This is a genomic window from Amorphus coralli DSM 19760, from assembly GCF_000374525.1.
In the GTDB taxonomy this organism is placed as follows: Bacteria; Pseudomonadota; Alphaproteobacteria; order Rhizobiales; family Amorphaceae; genus Amorphus; species Amorphus coralli.
In genome coordinates, this window is the sequence record NZ_KB894571.1 from 104,043 (window position 1) to 124,129 (window position 20,087).

The 20,087-nt window shown below is 67.5% G+C and carries 24 protein-coding genes; 12 read left to right on the top strand and 12 right to left on the bottom strand.

Translation table 11 applies throughout. The annotated features are described in order from the left end of the window. Positions 1–10 precede the first annotated feature (10 nt). The 4 genes from phnE (C507_RS0104540) to phnD all read right to left on the bottom strand — a co-directional run bounded on the left by phnE (C507_RS0104540) (position 11) and on the right by phnD (position 3,468). Positions 11–814 (bottom strand): phosphonate ABC transporter, permease protein PhnE, encoded by an 804-nt coding sequence (phnE, locus tag C507_RS0104540; protein WP_018698476.1) that lies wholly within the window; start codon positions 812–814, stop codon positions 11–13. Continuing rightward, positions 808–1,602, bottom strand: a complete 795-nt coding sequence (phnE, locus tag C507_RS0104545) for a phosphonate ABC transporter, permease protein PhnE (RefSeq protein ID WP_018698477.1) — start codon at positions 1,600–1,602, stop codon at positions 808–810. Before phnE (C507_RS0104545) ends, phnE (C507_RS0104540) begins: the two co-directional genes overlap by 7 nt. Then, positions 1,599–2,390, bottom strand: coding sequence for a phosphonate ABC transporter ATP-binding protein (gene phnC / locus C507_RS0104550; RefSeq protein ID WP_018698478.1), 792 nt, complete (start codon positions 2,388–2,390; stop codon positions 1,599–1,601). The genes phnE (C507_RS0104545) and phnC overlap by 4 nt, the downstream gene beginning before the upstream one ends. A gap of 64 nt (positions 2,391–2,454) precedes the next feature. Next, positions 2,455–3,468 (bottom strand): phosphate/phosphite/phosphonate ABC transporter substrate-binding protein, encoded by a 1,014-nt coding sequence (phnD, locus tag C507_RS0104555; RefSeq protein WP_018698479.1) that lies wholly within the window; start codon positions 3,466–3,468, stop codon positions 2,455–2,457. 140 nt (positions 3,469–3,608) lie between these two features. Between phnD and C507_RS0104560 the strand changes: the two genes are divergently transcribed. Both C507_RS0104560 and C507_RS0104565 read left to right on the top strand, forming a co-directional pair. Further along, positions 3,609–4,514: an HAD family hydrolase gene (locus tag C507_RS0104560; protein ID WP_018698480.1), complete on the top strand. Its 906-nt coding sequence runs from the start codon at positions 3,609–3,611 to the stop codon at positions 4,512–4,514. Continuing rightward, positions 4,514–5,281 (top strand): DeoR/GlpR family DNA-binding transcription regulator, encoded by a 768-nt coding sequence (locus C507_RS0104565; protein ID WP_018698481.1) that lies wholly within the window; start codon positions 4,514–4,516, stop codon positions 5,279–5,281. The genes C507_RS0104560 and C507_RS0104565 overlap by 1 nt, the downstream gene beginning before the upstream one ends. A 26-nt stretch (positions 5,282–5,307) precedes the next feature. Here the strand turns inward: C507_RS0104565 and C507_RS0104570 are convergent, their stop codons facing one another. The 5 genes from C507_RS0104570 to C507_RS20340 all read right to left on the bottom strand — a co-directional run bounded on the left by C507_RS0104570 (position 5,308) and on the right by C507_RS20340 (position 10,194). Then, positions 5,308–6,000 (bottom strand): molybdate ABC transporter substrate-binding protein, encoded by a 693-nt coding sequence (locus C507_RS0104570; protein WP_018698482.1) that lies wholly within the window; start codon positions 5,998–6,000, stop codon positions 5,308–5,310. 10 nt (positions 6,001–6,010) lie between these two features. Continuing rightward, positions 6,011–8,116 (bottom strand): xanthine dehydrogenase family protein molybdopterin-binding subunit, encoded by a 2,106-nt coding sequence (locus C507_RS0104575; protein ID WP_018698483.1) that lies wholly within the window; start codon positions 8,114–8,116, stop codon positions 6,011–6,013. Further along, entirely contained in the window at positions 8,113–8,598 is a 486-nt protein-coding gene (locus tag C507_RS0104580; protein ID WP_018698484.1) for a (2Fe-2S)-binding protein, read from the bottom strand. The genes C507_RS0104575 and C507_RS0104580 overlap by 4 nt, the downstream gene beginning before the upstream one ends. 67 nt (positions 8,599–8,665) lie before the next feature. Then, positions 8,666–9,412, bottom strand: coding sequence for a sulfite exporter TauE/SafE family protein (locus C507_RS0104585; RefSeq protein WP_026318848.1), 747 nt, complete (start codon positions 9,410–9,412; stop codon positions 8,666–8,668). Further along, a complete protein-coding gene (locus tag C507_RS20340; protein ID WP_245559647.1) occupies positions 9,412–10,194 on the bottom strand; it encodes an FCD domain-containing protein in 783 nt (260 codons plus the stop codon). Before C507_RS20340 ends, C507_RS0104585 begins: the two co-directional genes overlap by 1 nt. A gap of 60 nt (positions 10,195–10,254) precedes the next feature. Between C507_RS20340 and C507_RS0104595 the strand changes: the two genes are divergently transcribed. The 6 genes from C507_RS0104595 (at position 10,255) to C507_RS22995 (ending at position 15,410) form a co-directional block, all read left to right on the top strand. After that, the gene (locus C507_RS0104595) at positions 10,255–11,145 is read left to right on the top strand and encodes a fumarylacetoacetate hydrolase family protein (protein WP_245559648.1); all 891 of its coding nucleotides are present in this window, start codon (positions 10,255–10,257) and stop codon (positions 11,143–11,145) included. Positions 11,146–11,224: 79 nt separating this feature from the next. Next, positions 11,225–12,232 (top strand): TRAP transporter substrate-binding protein DctP, encoded by a 1,008-nt coding sequence (gene dctP / locus C507_RS20345; protein ID WP_018698488.1) that lies wholly within the window; start codon positions 11,225–11,227, stop codon positions 12,230–12,232. A gap of 88 nt (positions 12,233–12,320) precedes the next feature. Then, positions 12,321–12,830: a TRAP transporter small permease gene (locus tag C507_RS20350; protein WP_018698489.1), complete on the top strand. Its 510-nt coding sequence runs from the start codon at positions 12,321–12,323 to the stop codon at positions 12,828–12,830. A 2-nt stretch (positions 12,831–12,832) separates the two neighbouring features. Then, positions 12,833–14,143: a TRAP transporter large permease gene (locus C507_RS0104610; RefSeq protein ID WP_018698490.1), complete on the top strand. Its 1,311-nt coding sequence runs from the start codon at positions 12,833–12,835 to the stop codon at positions 14,141–14,143. Between the two features lie 40 nt (positions 14,144–14,183). Continuing rightward, positions 14,184–15,161, top strand: coding sequence for an aldo/keto reductase (locus tag C507_RS0104615; protein ID WP_018698491.1), 978 nt, complete (start codon positions 14,184–14,186; stop codon positions 15,159–15,161). Positions 15,162–15,239: 78 nt separating this feature from the next. Further along, positions 15,240–15,410, top strand: a complete 171-nt coding sequence (locus C507_RS22995; RefSeq protein WP_018698492.1) for a hypothetical protein — start codon at positions 15,240–15,242, stop codon at positions 15,408–15,410. 83 nt (positions 15,411–15,493) lie between these two features. On the opposite strand, the gene C507_RS0104625 is transcribed toward C507_RS22995, so the two are convergent. From C507_RS0104625 to C507_RS23005, 3 genes are all read right to left on the bottom strand, one after another. After that, on the bottom strand, positions 15,494–16,192 hold the full coding sequence (locus C507_RS0104625; protein WP_018698493.1) for a TIGR00266 family protein: 699 nt from the start codon (positions 16,190–16,192) through the stop codon (positions 15,494–15,496). A 239-nt stretch (positions 16,193–16,431) separates the two neighbouring features. Continuing rightward, entirely contained in the window at positions 16,432–16,827 is a 396-nt protein-coding gene (locus tag C507_RS23000) for a RidA family protein (protein WP_018698494.1), read from the bottom strand. Beyond that, positions 16,824–17,147 carry a hypothetical protein gene (locus C507_RS23005; protein WP_018698495.1) on the bottom strand — a complete coding sequence of 108 codons (324 nt, stop codon included), beginning with the start codon at positions 17,145–17,147 and terminating at the stop codon, positions 16,824–16,826. The genes C507_RS23000 and C507_RS23005 overlap by 4 nt, the downstream gene beginning before the upstream one ends. 125 nt (positions 17,148–17,272) lie before the next feature. On the opposite strand from C507_RS23005, the gene C507_RS20355 reads away from it, so the two are divergent. From C507_RS20355 to C507_RS0104655, 4 genes are read left to right on the top strand one after another with little or no spacing between them, the layout of a single operon-like run. Then, on the top strand, positions 17,273–17,533 hold the full coding sequence (locus C507_RS20355) for a recombinase-like helix-turn-helix domain-containing protein (protein ID WP_018698496.1): 261 nt from the start codon (positions 17,273–17,275) through the stop codon (positions 17,531–17,533). A 27-nt stretch (positions 17,534–17,560) separates the two neighbouring features. Then, the gene (locus C507_RS0104645; RefSeq protein ID WP_018698497.1) at positions 17,561–18,610 is read left to right on the top strand and encodes a Rieske 2Fe-2S domain-containing protein; all 1,050 of its coding nucleotides are present in this window, start codon (positions 17,561–17,563) and stop codon (positions 18,608–18,610) included. Positions 18,611–18,623: 13 nt separating this feature from the next. Then, positions 18,624–19,253 carry a pentapeptide repeat-containing protein gene (locus tag C507_RS20360; protein WP_018698498.1) on the top strand — a complete coding sequence of 210 codons (630 nt, stop codon included), beginning with the start codon at positions 18,624–18,626 and terminating at the stop codon, positions 19,251–19,253. Positions 19,254–19,291: 38 nt separating this feature from the next. Then, the gene (locus tag C507_RS0104655) at positions 19,292–20,071 is read left to right on the top strand and encodes an ABC transporter ATP-binding protein (protein ID WP_018698499.1); all 780 of its coding nucleotides are present in this window, start codon (positions 19,292–19,294) and stop codon (positions 20,069–20,071) included. The last annotated feature ends 16 nt before the right edge of the window (positions 20,072–20,087 follow it).

Consider the following 20,087-nt stretch of genomic DNA (forward strand, 5'->3'; position numbering starts at 1 on the left):
GCCCGGTTCGTCAGATGATGCGTTTGCGCAGGAAGGCGGAGACGACTTCGCCCACGATGACCAGAGCCAGGATCGCGAGAAGGACGGTCGCGGCCTCCGGCCAGTTGAACGTGTCGATCGCCCCCTGGAGGATGATGCCGATGCCACCGGCCCCGACCAGGCCGAGAACGGTCGATTCCCGCAGGTTGATGTCCCAGCGCAGAATGCTCACCGCCCAGAAGGTCGGCATGACCTGAGGCACGATCGCATACAGGATAACCTTGAAACGTGACGCGCCGGTGGCTTCCAGCGCCTCCACCGGACGGCGGTCGATTTCCTCGATCGCCTCGCCCAGCAGCTTCCCGATGAAGCCGATGGAGCGGAACATGATGGCGACGATGCCGGCGACGATGCCCGGGCCGAAAATGGCCACGAACAGCAGAGCCCAGATGATCGTGTTCACCGACCGGCTGGAGACGAGAATAAACCGGCCCAGCCAGAGCGTTGCCCGATTGGGAGTGGTGTTTTGCGCCGAGATGTAGGCGACCGGCAGCGACAGGATGACCGCCACGGCAGTAGCCAGCGTCGCGATGTTCACCGTCTCCACCAGCACCCACAGAATCGTGCCCAGGTTACGGGTGTCGGGCGGAATCATCCGACCGAACAGGTCACCCATCTGTTGCGGCGCGGTCCAGACCCAGGCCCAGATCACGTCGATGGAGGCCAGCGACCAGAACACGGCGAGGCCGCAGATCAGGAAGATCGCGAAGCGTTGCAGGCGCTGGCGCGGGGTGTAGCGGGCCCAATCCTCGGGGGTGGTGTCGAGACTTACCATACCCGCTTCCTGATCTGGCCGCTGATGCCTTCGCTGACGAGGATGACCGCGACGATGACGATGGTGATGGCGAGAGCGAAGTCGTAGTCGTATCGGCCGAAGGCGTTGGCGAGCGTCGCTCCGATGCCGCCGGCGCCGACGATGCCGACGACGGCGGAGGCGCGCAGGTTGCTGTCGAGCTGGTAGATGCCGAGACCGACCAGCCGCGGCATGATCTGGGGGAACACACCGTAGATCAGCGTCGGCAGGTAGCGCGCGCCGACCGAGCGCATCGCCTCGACCTGGCCGCGATCGATCTCCTCGATGCGCTCCGCGAGCATCTTCGCCACGAAGCCGATGGAATAGACGATCAGCGTCAGCACGCCGGCAAACGGGCCGAAACCGACCGCCTTCACGAAGATGATCGCCACGATCACCGGGTGGAAGCTGCGCGCCACGATGATGATGCCGCGGCCCAGCATGAAAATCGGTACCGGGGCGAGGTTTTTCGCCGCCATGAAGGCGATCGGGACCGACAGCAGCACGCCGCCGACCGTTGCCAGGATGGCGATTTTCAGGCTTTCCAGGAAACCGTCGATGAGCAGGCCGCTGCGGGCGAAGCTGGGCGGGAAAGCGCCGGAGAAGATGCGCTGGGCGCGCACCAGCCCCTGGGACACGCGTTCCCAGTCGAACGGCATGATGGAGACCGCCCAGACGACGTAGACCACGACCGCAAGGAGCAACCCGTACCGCAGCAGCGGGTTGGCGATCATCGGCGGCTTGCGCCAGGTGTCGGGTGTCGCGCTCATCCCGCCGCCGCCATCATCTGGGGATCGGCGCCTTCGCCGCGCTCTTCCGCCGGCACGCCGGCGTAGATCTGCTCCATCGCGTCGGCATCCAGCGCGTCCGGCACGTCGTCGAACATGATCCGGCCGTAGCGCATGCCGACGATGCGGTCGGTGTACTGCTTGGCTTCGGTGACATTGTGGATGTTGATGAGAACCGGCAACTCGTACTCCCGCGACAGGGCGCGCAGGAGATCCATGATCTGCTCCGACGTCTTCGGGTCCAGCGACGCGGTCGGCTCGTCGGCAAGCAGGATTTCCGGATTCTGCATAAGCGCGCGGACCACGCCGACGCGCTGGCGCTCGCCACCGGAAAGTTCGTCGGCCCGCTTGTTGGCGTAATGCGCGATGCCGACGCGTTCCATCAGCTCGTAGGCGCGGCGGATGTCCTCGCGCGGGTAGCGACGGAAGGCGGCGCGCCACAGCGGCAGATAGCCGAGGCGGCCGGACTGGACGTTCTCCATAACGGTCAGGCGGTCGACCAGGTTGAAGCTCTGGAAGATCATGCCGATCCGCCGGCGCGCCATGCGCAGCTCGCGGCCGCGCAAGCGAGTCAGCTCCACGCCGTTCAGCTCGATGGTGCCGGACGTCGGCTCCACCAGTCGGTTGATACAGCGCAGAAGGGTGCTCTTGCCGGCGCCGGAGGCCCCGATGATGGAGACCACGCTTTCGCCCGGCACCTCCAGATCGAGTTCCTTGAGAACGGGATCCCCGTTCCCGTAGCGCTTCACGAGCTTCGAGATCTTCAACATCGGCAAGAACTCCAGGTCCGCGTCGGCGCGGCGAATTCGCCGCGCCGCGCAGTCTGTTGGGGGGCTATTCCTTCGCCAGGCCCTGCGGCGTGTACTCAACGCCGTTGGCTTCCTGGATGTCGCGGATCACCGCCCAGTCCTTCTGGTAGGTCACCGGCACGAACTTGCTGACCCCGCTGAATTCCTCGCCAAGCGCGGTGCCGGCGAAGTCGAATGTGAAGAAGGCTTCCTTGATCTTCTCCGCCAGCTCCGGATCCAGGTTGTAGGCGTAGGTGTAGGAGGTGGTCGGGAACGGATCCGACTCCCAGACGATCTTCACCTCTTCCGGATCGTAGAGATCACGCTCGGCCATCCGGTCGACCACCTCGGACGCGACCGGGGCCGCATCGTAGTCGCCGGCCACCACGCCCAGCATCGACTGGTCGTGCGAACCCGAATAGGTGACTTCGTAATCCTCCTCGGGCGTGACACCGAGCTTCGGGAACAGCGCGCGCGGCGCCAGGTTGCCCGAGTTTGAGGTCGGCGAGGTGTGCGCGATGCGCTTGCCCTTCAGGTCGGCCATCTCGTCGATGCCGGAATCCTTGCGGGTGTAGACCTGCAGCTTGTAGCCGAAGGTTCCATCCTCGGAACCCATGATGGCGAACGGCACCGCGCCGGCCAGGTTGACGGCGAACGGCGTCGGGCCGGTGGAGAAGCCGGCGATATGCAGCCGGCCGGAGCGCATGGCCTCGACCTCGGCCGAGTTTGACTGCACCGCGAAGAACTGGACCTTCTTGCCGGTCACGTCCTGCAGGTGCTCGATGAAGGGCTCCCAGATGTCGGCATAGATCGCCGGATCCTCGACGGGCGTGTAGGCGAACACGAGCGTGTCGGGATCGACCAGCTTGTCGGGATCGGTCGGCGTGTCGGCCACCAGGTCGCCGTTGGCATCACAAAACATCTGGTCGAGATCGCCGCGCTGGGCACAGTCCGCAGCCTGGGCGAACGCCGAGGTGGAAACGGCCAGGGCCGTGGCAAGACCGATCGCCGTGCCGGCGAGCGCGCGCGCAATTCGGGTGTCGATTGTCTCAGCTGTCATCGGTTTTCCTCCGCTTCAAGGCCGTCGTTGGCCCATTCCGATCCGGGACGTTGCCCGTCCGTGACCTCAACCGACCGTAGCCATGTTTTGTGGCACTTAGCAATAAAATCACCTCGAAAAAGTTGTCACTCCCTCCCGAAATGTGGGATTACACACACAACAAGACAGACCGATCCTGGGAGGCGCGCGTGTCGATTTCGGATATCCAGACGGCGGCTTCGGCCGGGGACACGGATATTCGGGGCGCCCCCCGCTCGTTCGACCGGATCGAACTGGAGCGGCTGGCCCGGCTCGATTTCGTGCTTACCGACATCGACGACACACTGACCACGTCCGGCCGCCTTCCTGCCGTTGCCTACGAGGCCCTGGAGCGGCTGCAGGCGGCCGGCCTCAAGGTCATTCCGATCACCGGCCGGCCCGCCGGCTGGTGCGACCTGATTGCCCGGCTCTGGCCGGTGGATGCCGTGGTCGGCGAGAACGGCGCCTTCTACTTCGCCTGCGAGCCGGCAGGCGGCATGACACGGGTCTTTCACAAGCCCGATGCGGACCGGCGTACGGACCGAATGCGGCTCGACGGCCTTTCGCGGACGATCCTCGAGCGGGTGCCCCGGGCCCGGATCTCGGCCGACCAGCCCTTCCGGGAGGCAGATCTCGCCATCGACTTCGCAGAGGACGGCGACCTCCTGACCGAGGCGGAGATCACCCGCATCGTGGCGTGTTTCGAGGCAGCCGGTGCTGTCGCCAAAGTGTCATCCATCCATGTGAATGGTTGGTATGGCCAGTACGACAAGCTGGTGATGACGCGTCGGCTTCTCGCGGACCGGTACGGCGTCGTCATGGACACGGCCTCCGACCGCATCGCCTTCGTTGGCGACAGTCCGAACGATGCGCCCATGTTCGCCTACTTCGACAACAGCATAGCGGTCGCCAACTTTGCTGACTTTGCCCACCTCTCGCCGGATCAGCCGAAATGGATAACCGTGCAGAGCGGCGGCCAGGGCTTCGCGACGGTCGCGGAAGCGATCCTCCGGGCGAAGGGCGCGTGATGCCGCGGCTCGGCAAGGCGGCGCGCCGCGAACGGATCCTGCGGGAGCTCGAACGCCACCCGCACGTCCGCATCTCCGAGCTGGCCGCGAACTTCGGCGTCTCGACGGAAACCGTGCGCCGAGACGTTGAGGCGTTGAGCAGCGAGGGGCTGATCAGCCGCGCCTACGGCGGCGCATCGGCCATTCCGATGGGCGCGCAGGCCCCGTTCAGCGAGCGCAACCAGGCCTACATCGAGGAGCGTGCACGGATAGGCGAACGCGCCGCCGCGATGGTCCGGCCCGGCGAGGTCCTGATGGTCGACGCGGGCTCGACGACCCACCAGTTCGCGATGGCGCTCGCCGTCGCCGGTCAAGACCTCACCGTTCTCACCAACAGCGTCGCCATCGCCGCCACACTGGGGCAGAACGGCTCGATCCAGATCATCCTCTGCCCGGGGGATTTCCAGCCTCTGGAAGCAGCGGTCTACGGACCGGAAACGCTGGACTTCCTGTCGCGGTACAACGCCAATCGCGCCTTCATCGGGGCCAGCGGCCTGAGCGTTCAGGGCATCTCGGACGCGAACCGGTCGGCGGTCGCTGTGAAGCGCCGGATGATCGGACAGTCCCGCGAGACCTTCCTGCTGATCGACCACTCCAAGTTCGACCGCCACCTGGTGGCGACCGTCGAACCGCTTGGCGCATTGGCCGGCATCGTCTGCGACCGCAAGCCCTCAGGAACGCTCGGCGAATCGGTCGCGCGCGCCGGCATCGACGTCCAGATCGCCTGAGCCGAGGGAACGGACGGCGCGCGCCGTCAGGCGAAGCCGGCGGCGGAGCGGGCGTTGGCGTTCTCCGGAGCGGTGAGCAGCGCGATCAGGGTTCGCGCCGCATCGCCCGCCTCGCCCCGCAGCGCAACGGCCGCGGTGTAGACTGTCGCCAGCCCGTGCGGCTCCGGCAGCGCGCCGCATGACACCACCCCTGGCGTGTTCACGATCTCGGTGATCTGGGTGCAGCCGATCGGATTGCGGTCCTCTCCCGCCGCCATGGCGGCCATGGCCGTCTGGCCGTTGGGAAAGCCCCGGATGCGGTCGGCCAGGACATCCGCGACACCGAGGGCGTCCAGCACCCCGGCGAAGTGGATGCCGGCGGTGGATTTCACCGTGTCCGGAACGTAGACCGCGTCCGCCGCGAGAAGCGCCGCCTTCAGCGCCTCCGGGCTGGCGACGTCCGGCACTGTGTCGCCCTCGCGCACGGCGATCGCCGTCGCCACCCGGCCCACATCGGCGATGGTCGCCGGATCGACGTGCCCCCCGAGGGCGAGCGCGTCGACGATCGTGCGCGTCAGGATGATGGCATCGACCGGCTCGCCCGCGACGACCCGGTCACGCATGCCGCCGACGGCGCCAAAGTCGCCGCCGATGCCCATGCCGGTCGCCTCGGTGAAGGCGGGGGTGAGCCGGGTCACCAGCCCGTTGGCGGCGCCGCCGCTGAGGATCTTGAGGTCCATCCGGGTCTCCCTAGCTAGACAGCGCAGTGACGATGGCGTCGCGGGTGAGCGGCAGGTCGCGCACCCGTGCCCCCAGCGCCTGGAAGACGGCGTTGCCGAGGGCCGCCGCCATCGGCCCCTGGGCCGCCTCGGCACAGCCGAGCGGCGGCTCCTCGGGCCGCGGGATGACCCGCACCGTGATCCTCGGCACCTCGGAAAAGGTGAGGATCGGGTAGTCGAGCCAGGTCTCCGTCGCCACCGCCAGCCCGTCGAAGCGCAGCGCCTCCTTCAGCGTCCAGCTCGCCGCCTGGATGATGCCGCCCTCCGTCTGGTTGATGATGCCGTCCGGGTTGATGGCCTCGCCGGGATCGATGGCCGCGAACACGTCGGTCACCCGCACGTCCTCCTCCACCTCCACCCGCGTGGCGATGGCGCAGTAGGCGGCGGTGTTCTTGTAGCGGGCGTAGCCGAGCCCCCAGCCGGCTCCCTCGCCCGCCTCGGATCCGAACGCGCCGCCGGTCTCCGCGACCGCCGCCTCCACCACCGCCCGGGCCCTTGCGTCGTCCAGGTGCGCCAGGCGGAAGGCGACCGGGTCCTCGCCGATCTCCGCGGCGATGTCGTCCATCAGCGTTTCCAGCGCATAGACGTTCAGATGGCCGCCGAGCGCCCGCATCGACGAGGTCCGGTACGGCACCGCGTGCACGACCCGCTTGGCGATCCGGAGATTCGGGATCGCGTAGCCCGGCACCGCGTTGCGGTCGGTCCCGCCGCCGTTGGCGAGCGGCACGTCGCGCGAACGCGCCGGCGGCTTGGGGTGTTCGAGGTAGGCGGCGGCGCGCAGGTTCGGCGAACCGTTGCGGCCGGGCCGGTTGCCATGCGGCGCCGAGTTGGCGACCACATCCATCGCCGCGATCCGGCGGTCCTCGCCGACGACCGCGCGCACCCGGGTCTGCATGCCCGGTCCCAGCGGCGACGAACGGAACTCGTCGGCCCGGCTCCAAACCACCAGCACCGGCCGGCCGGGCACCGCCCGCGCCATCAGCGCCGCATCCAGCGCCACGTCGTCGGCGCCGTTGTGGCCATAGCAGCCCGAGCCCGGATGATGGATCACGTCGATCGCGCCCGCATCGAGGTCGAGCGCCATGGCGATCGCCTCCTTGAGCGGGTACGGCCCCTGGGTATGGGACCAGATGGTGAGCCGGTCGCCGCTCCACTCCGCCAGCGCCGCCGACGGCCCGATGGAGCCGTGGCTCAGATACTGGCGGGTGACGGCCGTCTCGTAGACGGTGCCGGCGACCGATCCCGGATCCGCCCCGGCCTCGTGGACGGTCTCGGCGGGCTCGTCGGAGGCCCCGATGGCGGCGACCGGATCGGCCGGCGCGTCGCCGTCCAGCGCCCATTCGGCCCGGTTGGCGGCCCAGCGCGCCGCCAGGATGGCGGCGTGCTCGGTCTCCGCGACCACCCCCACGAAGGAGCCGTCGCGCACCACCGCCACCACGCCCGGCCGGGCCTTCAGCCCGTCGAGGTCGAGGGCGACGAGCCGCGCGGACAGCGCCGGCGGATGCACCGGCCGGCCGTGGAGCAGGCCGTCGGGCGCGAGATCGTGCACGAACGGATGCCCGGTGACGCGTTCGGCGATGTCGATGCGCGGCAGCGAGGCGCCCGCAATCCGGCGCGCCTCCGGCGGCTTCGGCCGGGCGTGATCGAGCACCGGCACGTCCAGATCGGCGCCGGCGGCAAGGTCCCAGAGATCGAGATCGGCGTCCGGCCCGTCGCGGCGCACCGTTCCCGCCTCGATGGAGAGCGTCTCGACGTCCTGCTGCAACAGCTTCGCCGCCTCGGCGAGCAGCACGGCGCGGGCGGCGGACGCGGCGAAGCGGATCGCCATGCCCCCCTGGACGATGGACATGCTGCCCGACGTGAAGCCCTCGTCCGGCGTGCGGGTGGTATCGGCACCGGTGATGGCGACGCATGCCGGATCCACGTCCAGCTCGTCGGCGGCGATCTGGGCGAGCGCGGTCATGTTGCCCTGGCCCAGCTCCACCCGGCCGGAGAAGACCTGCAGCCGGCGGTCGGGCGCAAACCGCACCCAGTCGGAAATCAGCGGGGCCTTGGCAAGCGGCGGCGGGGTCTTCATCGGGCGGCCTCCGTCATCCGGGCGGCGGCATCCTCTATGGCGTCGAGGATGCGGTGGTGGGTGCCGCAGCGGCAGAGATTGCCGTCCAGCGCCGCGGCGATCTCGGCCCGGCTGGCGTTCGGGCTTTCGTCGAGAAAGGCTTTCGCCGCCATGACAATGCCCGGCAGGCAGTAGCCACACTGCGCCGCCTGGCGCTCGATGACCGACGTCACCAGCGGGTGCGGCGGCTGCTGCGCCGCAAGGCCTTCCACCGTCTCGATGCTGGCCCCCGCCACCACGTGCAGCGGCACGTCGCAGGAGAACGCGGCCTTGCCGTCCACCACCACGGTGCAGGCGCCGCACAGACCCGCGCCGCACCCGTAGCGGGCCGCCTTCGCGTCGAGTTCGCCACGCAGCACGTAGAGGAGCGGTGTTTCCGGATCGGCCCGCACCTCGACGGGCGTGCCGTTGAGGATCAGGCGCGTGGGTTCGGCCTCTGCCATGGTCGGTTCCCCCTTTCGGTTCCAGTCTGGGCGCCCGGCCCTTTGCGGGCGGGTCGTTGGTCTTGGTTCAGCGGAGCAGGAAGACGGCGGTCAGCACGAGACCGAGCCCGGCGACGACGAGGCGCAGCAGCCAGTCGGGCACCCTCCGGATGACGTGGCCGCCGGCATAGCCGCCCACCAGGCCGCCGATGAGAACCAGCGGCGCGGCGAGCAGGTCGACGTAGCCGGACATCAGGAGCGGCACGACGGCGACAGTGTTGATGCAGACGGCGAACAGATTCTTGCGGGCATTCGCCTGGTGCAGCTGGCCGCCGAACGTCGCTGCCAGCACGGCAAGCAGCATGAAGCCCATGCCGGCGCCGAAATAGCCGCCATAGAAGCCGACGGCGAGCATCAGCACGGCGGCGATGAGCGTGATGGAGCGCTGCGGCAGCAGCTTCTGGACGATCACCGCGAGGCGCTTGCCGAGCAGGATCGCCGTGACGGCGACGATCAACAGGAACGGCACGGCGGTCAGGAACGCCTTTTCCGGCGAGTTCACCAGAACCAGCGCGCCGGCCAGCGCCCCGACGAGCGACGGCACCAGAATGAAGACCAGCCGTTTCCAGTCGGCGACCAGCTCGCGCCGGTACTGCCAGGCCGGCGGCAGCGTGGCCGGCCACAGCGCCACGGTGCCGGTGGCGTTGGCGGCCAGCGGCGACAGGCCGGTGGCGAGAAGCAGCGGAAAGACGAACAGTTTCGCGCCGCCCGCCGCCGAGTTGACGATGCCGCCGGCGACGCCGACGGCCAGGTACATGAGGATATCCTGGAGCATCAGCGGCGCGCCGAAGCCTTGCGACCCGACGGCATCGCAACATCGAGGTTGCGGGCGGTCAGGTCGAAATGGAACCGCGTCAGCTGGCAGGCCCGGTCCACCTCGCGCGCCAGCACCGCCTCGGCAATCGCCGCGTGCTCGCCCGCCAGGTCGCGCTCGCCGCGATGGCTGCGCACGGATGCCCGCCTGTAGCGTTCGCACAGATCCTGCAACGTCTCGCGCGTCCGCAGCAGCCAGTTCGAGCCGCACGCATCCACCATCGCGGTGTGGAAGGCAGCGTTCGCCCGCTCCCAGGAGTCCGGCACGCTGTCCAGCGCGGCTATGGCCGCGTCTTCCTTGTTCATGATGTAGCTGGCGGCGACCACGCGGGATTCCCAGGCGGAATCGCCATGCTCCATGGACAGGCGCAACGCCGCCAGTTCCACTTCCGTCCTGGCCACGTTGAGATCGCGAAACTCTTCCGCGTCGAGCGGCGCGACGGTGAATCCGCGATTGCCCTCGCTCAGCACCAGTTGCTCGGCATTGAGCTTCTGCAGCGCCTCGCGGATCGGCGTCGGACCGATGTCGTAGATCTGCTTGAGCCGGTCGATGCGCAGCCGCTCGCCCGGCTCCCTGACCCCGCGAATGATGTCGTTGCGGATCGAACGGTACGCGAACTGAGTCAGCGTTTCCGACTCGTCGCGAACCAGTTCGACCGGCGCCTCCCTGCCCTGTACGCGCATCGGAGCCTCAACCACGAATCCCGTCCTTCCTATCCACCGCCGCGATGCTATCGCGGCCATGCGCCTGCGCGCCAGTTCATATTTGACACGCTATTTTCGATATGCATTCATAGATTATCGATGAAATTGAGCGTTGTCGAGATAATGAAACTGGTCACCTTCGAAACGAACGGCGGCATCGCCGCGGGCTACGTGGATGGAAGCGAGGTCGTTGTCTGTGCCGAGGGGCAGGATGCCGGCAACGCCGTGCGCACTCTGGTGGAAACCGGCGGCAGCGCGGCAGATTGGAAGACGCGGGGCGGCCGCCGCCTTCCGCTCTCCGACGTCCGGCTGACGGCACCGATCCCGGCGCCGCTGCGCGACATCTTCTGCGTGGGAAAGAACTACTACGAGCACGCCCGGGAGTTTCATTCCAGCGGCTTTGATTCCACCGGCAAGGAAGCGGCCCCGTCGCACCCGATCATCTTCACCAAGGCCACCACGAGCATCGTGGGTCCCGGTGATGCGGTGAAGGCTTCCCTCGATCCGACCCACACGGTCGATTACGAGGGCGAGCTCGGCGTGGTGATCAACCGGCGCGCGTTCAACGTCTCCAAGGCCGACGCCTACGACTGCGTCTTCGGCTACGTGGTCATCAACGACGTGACGTCCCGCGAGCTGCAGCGCCGGCATAACCAGTGGGTCATCGGCAAGGGCATCGACACCTTCTGCCCGATGGGCCCGTGGCTGGTCACGGCCGACGAGGTCTCCGACGTCGACGCGCTGGAGCTTGTTACCCGCGTCAACGGCGAGGTGCGCCAGCAGGCCAAGGTCGCCGACCTGATCTTCGACATTCCCACGCTGATCGAGACGCTGACGGCGACCATGACGCTGCTGCCCGGCGACATCATCGCCACGGGCACGCCGGCAGGCGTCGGTATCGGCTTCGACCCGCCGAAATATCTGGTGAAGGGGGACACGGTCAGCGTGTCGATCACCGGTCTCGGCGACCTGGAAAACCCCATCGACTGACGGCCGCTACGCCGTCGTCCAGCCCACCGCCGGAAGAGCGGGGGCAAGACCTCAAACACTCAACGGGAGGAAACCAACCATGCTGCACACACAGACCTGGGCGAAGGGCGCCATCGTGGCGTTGGCCGCCGCCGGCTTCGCCACGGCCGCCTCGGCCGACGCGGTGACGCTGAAGACCCAGACCGCCCTGCCCACCCAGCACGCACTCTCGCAGAGCTACATCAAGCACTTCGTCGACACGCTGAACGAGGCCGGTGAAGGCGTCGTCCAGCTCGACCTGCTCGGCGGTCCGGAAGTCACCCCGGCCGACCGCGCCCCGCAGGCCCTGCAGCGCGGCGTCATCGACGTCCTGTTCATCCCCGCCGCCTACGTCTCCGGCGTGGTGCCGCAGGCCCAGGCGATGATGCTGCAGACCGTCGGCGTCGAGGAACTGCACGAAAACGGCGGCTTCGACCGTTTCGCCGAAATCTTCGACGAGAAGCTCGGCGCCCACTTCCTGGCGTGGTCGGAGACCGGGCCGGGTTCGGGCTACTATCTCTATACGACCAAGGAGCCGCCCACGAAGGACGGCGTGGTCGACCTGACCGGCCTGTCCATGCGCACCACCGGCGCCTACCGGCCGCTGCAGGAGGCGCTCAACGCCACCACCGTGCAGATCCCGTCGGGCGACGTTCCGACCGGCCTCGAGCGCGGCGTCATCGACGGGTTCGGATGGCCGACCGTGGGTCTCGCCTCCATCGGCCTCGCCAATCAGGTGAACTACCGGATCGAGCCGTCCTTCTATCACCTCGCCAACGTCGTTCTGGTCTCCAACCGCACCTGGGACGGCTTGTCCGACGAGGCGAAGCAGATCCTGACCGACACCGCCCGCGAGTACGAGCTGTCGTCGGTGCAGGAGATGATCGACCGCAACAAGGACGACATCGCTGCGGCCGACAAGGCCGGCGTCGAGGCCATCGTGATGGAAGGCGCGGACGGGGAGAAATATCTCGGCATCGCCAACGACGCCATGTGGGCGCGCGTCACCGACAAGGTGGGCGAGGACGAGGCGAAGGAACTTCGCGGCCTGCTCGACAAGCAGAACTGACGCCGGTTCCCGACCTGCGCTCCTGAGGCCGCGGCATGACCGCGGCCTCTTCGTCCCGACCCGGCTCTCAGCAAGGTATCGCGCTGCAATGGTTCTGCTCTGGCGGCTCTACAACGTCATCCTGATTGCCTGCGTCGCGCTGGCCGGCACGCTGATCGGCGCGGGCATTCTCGTCGTGGTCGTCGACGTGACGATCCGCGCGCTCGGCTTCCAGCCGTTCGGCTTCACCGTCGCCTTCGTCGAGTACGTCCTTCTCTACTTCGTGCTCCTCGCCGCCCCCTATCTGGTGCGCGAGAAGGGTCACGTGACCGCCGAGGTGCTGTTCGCCCAGCTCGGTCCGGCCTCGAAGCGCGTGTGCGAGAAGGTCGTCTATTCGATCTGCATCGTGGTCTCGCTGATCTTTGCCTACCAGGGTGGCGTCCTCTTCGATGAGGCCATTCGCTACGGCTACATGGACGAGCGCTCCGTCGACGTCCCCTACTGGGCGCTCTACGTGCTTTTTCCCCTCAGCTTCACCATGATCGCCATCGAGTTTCTGCGGTACCTGCTGGGCTTCGATTCCATGTACGACCGCAAGGAAGCGCAGGAGTCGATGTAGCCATGGAATGGTACTTCGCCCTCGCCTTCCTGATCTCCATGGTCATCGGCCTGATGTTCTTCGCCGTGCCGGTGGCCTTCGCCTTCATGGCGACGAACATCATCGGCTCGCTGGTGTTCATCGGCGGCGCCGGCGCGCTCCTGCAGGTGGTCGACAACTCCACGTCGCTGATCACCCGCTTCCAGCTGGCGCCGGTCCCGTTCTTCATCTTCATGGGATCGCTGTTCTTTTATTCCGGCCTGGCGATCCGGGTGTTCGACACGCTCGACAAGTTCTTCGGCCGGATACCGGGCCGCCTCTGCTACCTGACGGTGGCCGGCGGCACGATCTTCTCCACCCTGACCGGCTCGTCCATGGCCAACACGGCCATGCTCGGGTCGCTGATGGTCCCGGAGATGCAGCGCCGCGGCTATCACTGGCGGATGTCGCTGGGCCCGATCCTGGGCACCGGCGGATTGGCCATGATCATCCCGCCGTCGACGCTCGGCGTGCTGCTCGCCTCGCTCGCCGGCATCGATGTCGGCCGCTTCCTCATCGCCGGCATCGTGCCGGGCGTCCTGCTGGCGCTGTTCTTCGCCATCCTGATCACCGTCCAGATCCGGGTGAATCCGTCGCTGACGCCGAGCTACGACATCGAGGAGGTGTCGTGGGGGCGCGGCCTGAAGCTGGCGCTCGTCAACATCGTGCCGATGGCGCTGGTCGTGTTCATGGTGATCGGCCTGATCATCTTCGGCATTGCCACGCCGACGGAATCCGCCGCCTTCGGCGTCGTTGGCGTGCTGATCCTCACCGTCGCCTTCCGCCTGTTCTCGCTGTCCGTGCTCAAACAGTCGATGCTGTCGACGGTGAAGGTCAGCGGGATGGTGTTCTTCATCATCCTGAACTCGTCCATCTTCAGCCAGCTTCTCGCCTATTCCGGAGCAAGCTCCGGCATGCTGAACTTCGCCACCTCGTTCGACGTCTCCATCGCGCTGGTGCTGGTGACCATCTTCCTGTCGCTGCTCCTGCTCGGCATGTTCATGGACCCGGTGTCCATCATGCTGATCACCATCCCGATCTTCTTCCCGCTGATCGCGGCGCTGGACATCAACCCGCTCTGGTTCGGCATCCTGATGCTGATCGCGCTCGAGATGAGCCAGACCACACCGCCCTTCGGGCTGCTGCTGTTCGTCATGCTGGGCGTCGCGCCGAAGGGCACGACCCTGCGCCACGTGGCCATCGCGGCCGCGCCGTTCCTTGGCTGCGACCTGCTCTTGATCGGGCTGATGGCCCTGTTCCCCGGTATCGTGCTGTTCTTGCCGGGTCTGATGTAGAGACCGTGCGTCGCGAGCGGCGCGTCACGGGAGGGACGACATGAACCGACGCAGGCTTGGCGATCTCGAGGTTTCCGCCATCGGGCTCGGCTGCATGAGCATGACGCCGATCTACGGCACCCCGGACGAGGGCGAGGCCATCGCCACCATCCACCGGGCGCTGGAGCTGGGCGTCGATCTGATCGACACGTCCGACGCCTACAACGCGGGCAAGAACGAGGAGCTCGTCGGCCGCGCCCTGAAGGATCGCCGCGACAAGGCGGTAATCGCCACCAAGTTCGGCAACATCCGCCTGCCCGACGGCAAGCCGGGCGCCAAGGGCGACCCCGATTACGCCCGCGCCTGTTGCGAGGCGAGCCTGGCGCGGCTCGGGGTGGACACCATCGACCTCTTCTACGTCCACCGCATCGACCCCGCTGTCCCCATCGAAGACACCGTCGGTGCGCTCGCCGACCTCAAGGCCGAGGGCAAGATCCGTCATATCGGCCTGTCGGAGGCGTCGCCCGAGACGCTGAAGCGCGCCCACGCCACCCATCCGGTCGCGGCGCTCCAGACCGAATACTCGCTGTGGACCCGCGACGCGGAGGACGACCTCCTGCCGCTCTGCGCCGAGCTCGGCGTCGGCTATGTCGCCTACTCGCCGTTGGGCCGCGGCTTCCTCACCGGCACCATCACCGGTCTCGACGCGCTGGAGGAGACCGACCGGCGGCGTCAGCATCCCCGCTTCGCCGAGGAAAACCTGGCGCAGAATGTCCGGCTCCTCGACACGCTGACCGGGCTGGCGGCGAAGGAAGGCTGCACACCGGCACAACTGGCGCTCGCCTGGGTTCTCTCGCGCGGCGACCACATTGTGCCGCTGCCCGGCACCAAGCAGCGCAAATGGCTGGAGGCCAACGCGGCGGCTGAAGAGCTGACGCCCTCGGCGGAGACGCTGGCCGCGCTGGAGGAGGCCTTTCGGCCGGGCGTCGCCGCCGGCACCCGCTATCCCGCCGGGCAGATGGCGAGCCTGCGCGTCTGAGCGGCTCTCCGGGCTTGCGTCCGGCGCCGAAGCATCGCATCGAGACGGCTCCCGATCGCCTGCCGCGGAAGGACCGACATGATCGCCATCGGATGCCTCGCCCCGCTCATCCTCGCCGTCGTGGGCGGCCTGCTCGGACACCTCGCGGCCGGCTATCCTGGCATCCCGTGGGGCCTCGGCATCGGCTTCGGGCTCGGCAGCGCCATCCTCGCAGGCTTCGCCTGGGTCACACGCAAGATGAAGTCCTGACGCGGGGCGAACCCGCGGCGCGAGGAGCCGGCTTCACCGCGTTTCCGGACGGCGAACCGGTGCCCACTTCGCCTGGAAACGCTTTAGCGATGCTCGCCGGAGGGCAGGTACGGTCTGAGCGCGTGGGCGAGCTTTGCCGGCGTCAGGGACTGCAGCCAGACCTTGCCGGGCCCCGAGAGCCGCACCAGGAACAGTCCGTCGCCGCCGAAGAGCATGTTCTTCACGCCGCGGATGGTGGTGATCTCGAAGGAGACGCCCTCCTCGATCATCCCGACATGGGCGGGATGAACCAGCAGCTCCTGGCCCTGCTCGAGATCGTAGGAGACGATCTCGCCACCGAGTTCGACGAAGGCAGGTCCGTGTCCGGCGAGCCGTTGAAGGATGAAGCCCTCGCCGCCGAACAGGCCCGACCCCAGCGACTGCTGCACCCCGATGGAAAGCGTCAGGCTGTGGGCACCGGCCAGGAAGCCGTGGCGGTGGACGAGATAGCTGCGTCCTTCCGCAACCTCGGCCTCGACGATGTTGCCCGGCACCGTCGCGGCGAAGGCCACCAGCGCCTCGCCGCGCTCCGCCGTGAACTCGGTCATGAACAGGCCGCCTCCGGCCACCGCCCGGCCGAGCGCCCCGAACAGCCCGCCAGAGCCGCCGGTCGCGGCCGTCGTGTGCATGCCGACGTTCGGCGTCATCCACGAGAGCCGATCGGGCTCAGCCAGCATGGTCTCGCCAGCCTCAAGCGTGATCGTCAGAACCGGAAGCGTCGATCCGGTGATTTCGCTGCGCATGTCCCTGCCCTCCCATCAGTGCCGGTTGCACGGGACAGGAAAGCAGCAACCCATGACACAGACAATAAGGACTCATGCGCATCGCCGCGCCCCTGGCCGAGGGTCGGCACGGCCCCGCGCACGATCGCGCAGGACTGCGCAAATCTGCGCAAAGGCCGCTCGGGTGCGCAGTCCTGCGCGATTTTGGGGTCAAACCGCGCCAATGACACGCAAAACCGCCGTCCATCGGCACCGCGCAGCTAGAGGTGCGCGATGGCCTCGACCTCGACCAGCAGGCCGTCCTGGATGAAGCCGGACACCTCGACGAAGGTTGAGGCCGGCAAGGGCTCGGTGGTGAACACCTCCTTGCGGGCCTGGCTCACCTCGGCGCGCGCCGCCATGTCGGTAACGTAGAGCGTCAGCTTGACGATGCGCTCCTTGCGCGCGCCTGCCGCCTCAACGAGTGCAACCGTGCGACGGAGCGCCTCGCGCGTCTGCTCCAGCATCGACGTTCCGCCGACGATGCCGTCCGGCCCGCCGGCGTGCATGCCGGAGACATAGACCACGCCACCGGCCACGATCGCATTGGAGAAGACGCCTGGCGGCGGTGGCGGAACGCTGGCGGCGGTGACCGCCCGGATCCCGTCGGCGCTCATTCCTTGCCCGCCTTTTCCTTCCACTCGCGCGTGAGCCGTTCGCGAACGGGAAGGAAGTCGTAGGTCGGGAAGAACTCGGTGGAGAAGACACCCCAGGCGCGGCGCTCCAGCTCGACATTCACCTTGGGCAGCAATTCCGGCGGCATGCGGAGCGTGACGATCTGCCCGATCCCCATGACCACGTTCCAGGACAGGATCTCCACGCCTTCCGGCGGAAACCCGGTCCACCACTCCTGCTCGGCCAGATGATCCTGGATCTCTTCCAGGTTCTGCGACTGGTCGTGCCGCAGGAACACGGTCAACATGATGGTGTCGGTCATTCGAACCCCCGTGAGCGCCCTGGCGGGCAGTTTGGAAAAGATGTTGCTTGGATACCAATCTTGCGCCACACTAGCAAATAACGAACGCATCGTTCAATTATGAACAAACTTCCCGGAGGCAGCCGATGCAAGATCCCGCCCTCAGGAACCAGTCGCGGGGCCGTCCCCTCACCGAGCTGGAGACCGCCCTCGCCGCCGACCTGGAAGAGATCTACGCTCGTGGCGTGCACGATTTCGAGAAGGTGGCCGCGGAGTTGAACGACAAGGGCACGAAGCGGCCGTCCGGCGAGACCGGGCCGTGGTCGCTCGCCGTCTTCGAGGCCGAATTGAAGGCCATCAACGCTTCCCACGACGCCGCCCACGCGGAACACGGCATCGGCGCCTGAGCGCCGGCGAACGGAGGATCTGCAGCCATGACCGCCAACGTTTCCGGACGCGACGCCGTCGAGGACTATATCAACCGTGGCCTGCTCGGCCTCTGGGCGCCGGTCTGCAAGTCGGTGCAGGTGAAGGAAGGTGCGCCCTACGGCATCCGCATCGCCGGCGAGAACCTGGTTCTCTGGCGTGATGCTGACGGCGCGGTGAAGTGCGTGGAGGACTTCTGCCCCCACCGCGGCGCCAAGCTGTCGCTGGGCGAGGTCCAGAACGGCAACGTCGCCTGCCGCTATCACGGCGTGACGGTCGACGGCGACGGCACCATCGTGCGCGTCCCCGCCATGCCGGAGTGCGCACTCGAAGGCCGCCGCCCGCTGAAGAGCTTCAAGGCCGTCGACTGCGCCGGCGCGGTGTTCGTCTACCTGCCGAGCGCCGACCAGCCGGAAGCTCCGGAATTCGAGCCGCCCGAGGAGTTCGTCAGCGACGAGTGGGAAGTCTTTCCCTGCATGACCCGGTGGGACTGCAGCTACCGGGCCAGCCTCGACAACGCCGCCGACCCGATGCACGCAAGCTACCTGCATGCGGACTCGTTCACCCTCGCCTATGGCTCGAAGCAGGACACGATGCGCCTGGAGCGCACCGACAAGGGCTTCACCATCGAGCGGGTGAACCAGCGCGGCGTCAACTTCGACTGGACGGAACTGGTCGTCGATCCGGGCATGATCTACTTCCGGCTCGACATCCCCTACCCGGACGGTGCCGGCCCCGGCGGGCCGTTCCGCATCATCGGCTTTGCCGTCGCCATCGACGAGGAGACCCACCACTCCTTCTTCTGGCGCTGCCGGCAGGTGCAGGGCGTGGCCGCGGAATCCTGGCGCTTCCTGTATCGCGCCTTCCTGGAAGACCGGCACTGGCACGTGCTGGAGCAGGACCGCGTGATGCTCGAATCCATTCCGTCGGACGCGCGCCGGCGCGAAATGCTCTACCAGCACGACATCGGTGTGTCGCGGCTGCGCCAGATGATCGTCCGCAAGGCGAAGGATCATCTGAAGGCGCAGGAGGCCGCACTCGATCAGAAGACCGCCTGATCCAGTGGCCCCGATGGCGCTCGTGGAAACCGACCCGCTCCTCGATCTGCTCCGGCAACCCTTCGTGCCCGGCCGGGCCGAAGACCTGACCGGACGGGTCATCGACGAGCCGCTGGATCTGACGGGCGTCGACGTGACCAGCATCGACTTCACGGGCACGGTTTTCCGCGCTCCGGTGGTGGCCCTGAACGCCCGCTTCCTCGGGCTGGCCTGGTTCCGCGACTGCGTGTTCGAGGCTGGGGCCGACTTTTCCGGGGCCGAGTTTTGGCACGATGCCCGCTTCGACGGGGCGCGCTTCGACCGGGACGCCAGCTTCTCGCGCGGCGAGTTCTTCGGCACGCTGGTGCTGGACCGGGCCCGCTTCGACCAGGCCCTGTTCCTCGACGGCGTGCAGGTGCTGAGCAACCTGTCGATGGACCGGGCCCAGATTGCCGGCCCGACGTCGATGGAGCAGGCCGAGATCATGGGCGGCCTCTGGCTTAACGCCGCCCGCTTCTCCGGCCGCTGCAACGCCGCAGGCATGGAGATCCACGGCCGCACCTGGCTGCGCGGGACCACCATCGCAGACGGCCCGGCAGCCGGTGGCAACGGGATGGCCGGCCTCATCGGCCAGATCCGCACCTACGGCTACCTGTGGACCTGATCACGGCACACGACACCCTCTAACCCGGACGGACCGCGATGACTTCCAGCCTCGATCTCAAGGACATCACCAAGGTCTTCCCCGACCGGAAGACGGGACACGAGATCACCGCGGTGACCGGCATGTCCTTCTCGGTCAAACCCGGCGAGCTCGTTGCGGTGGTCGGCCCGTCCGGCTGCGGCAAGAGCACCATTCTCAACATGGTGTCCGGTCTCTACGGGCCGAGCCAGGGCGAGGTGCTGATCAACGGCGAGCCGGTGCGCTCGACGCGGTCCGACGTCGGCTTCATGCTGCAGAAGGACCTGCTGCTTCCCTGGCGCAACATCGTCTCCAACGTGGAATTCGGGCTCGAGGAAAAGAAGCTCACCCGCAAGGAGCGCCGCGATCGGGCGCTGTCGGAGATCGACCGGGTGCGCCTGTCGGAGTTCGCCTTCCACTATCCTCACCAGCTGTCAGGGGGCATGCGCCAGCGCGCGGCGCTCGCCCGCACCCTGGCCATCGATCCGGAAATCGTGCTCCTCGACGAGCCCTTCTCCGCCCTCGATGCCCAGACCAAGGTGGTCCTCCAGAAAAGCTTCTCCGCCACGATCGCCGAGACCGGCGTGACGTGCCTGCTGATCACCCACGATCTGCAGGAGGCCGTCATCATGTCGGACCGCGTGGTGGTGCTGTCCGGCCGTCCCGGCACGGTGGTCGACGAGTTCCCGATCGACCTGCCCCATCGCGACGACCCGATGGCCCGCTCCATGGAGCCGGGCACCCGGGACTACGTGAAGCGCCTGTTCGATACCCTGCACTTGGAAGACCAAGCCGCGTAACCAAAGCGGCAACCAG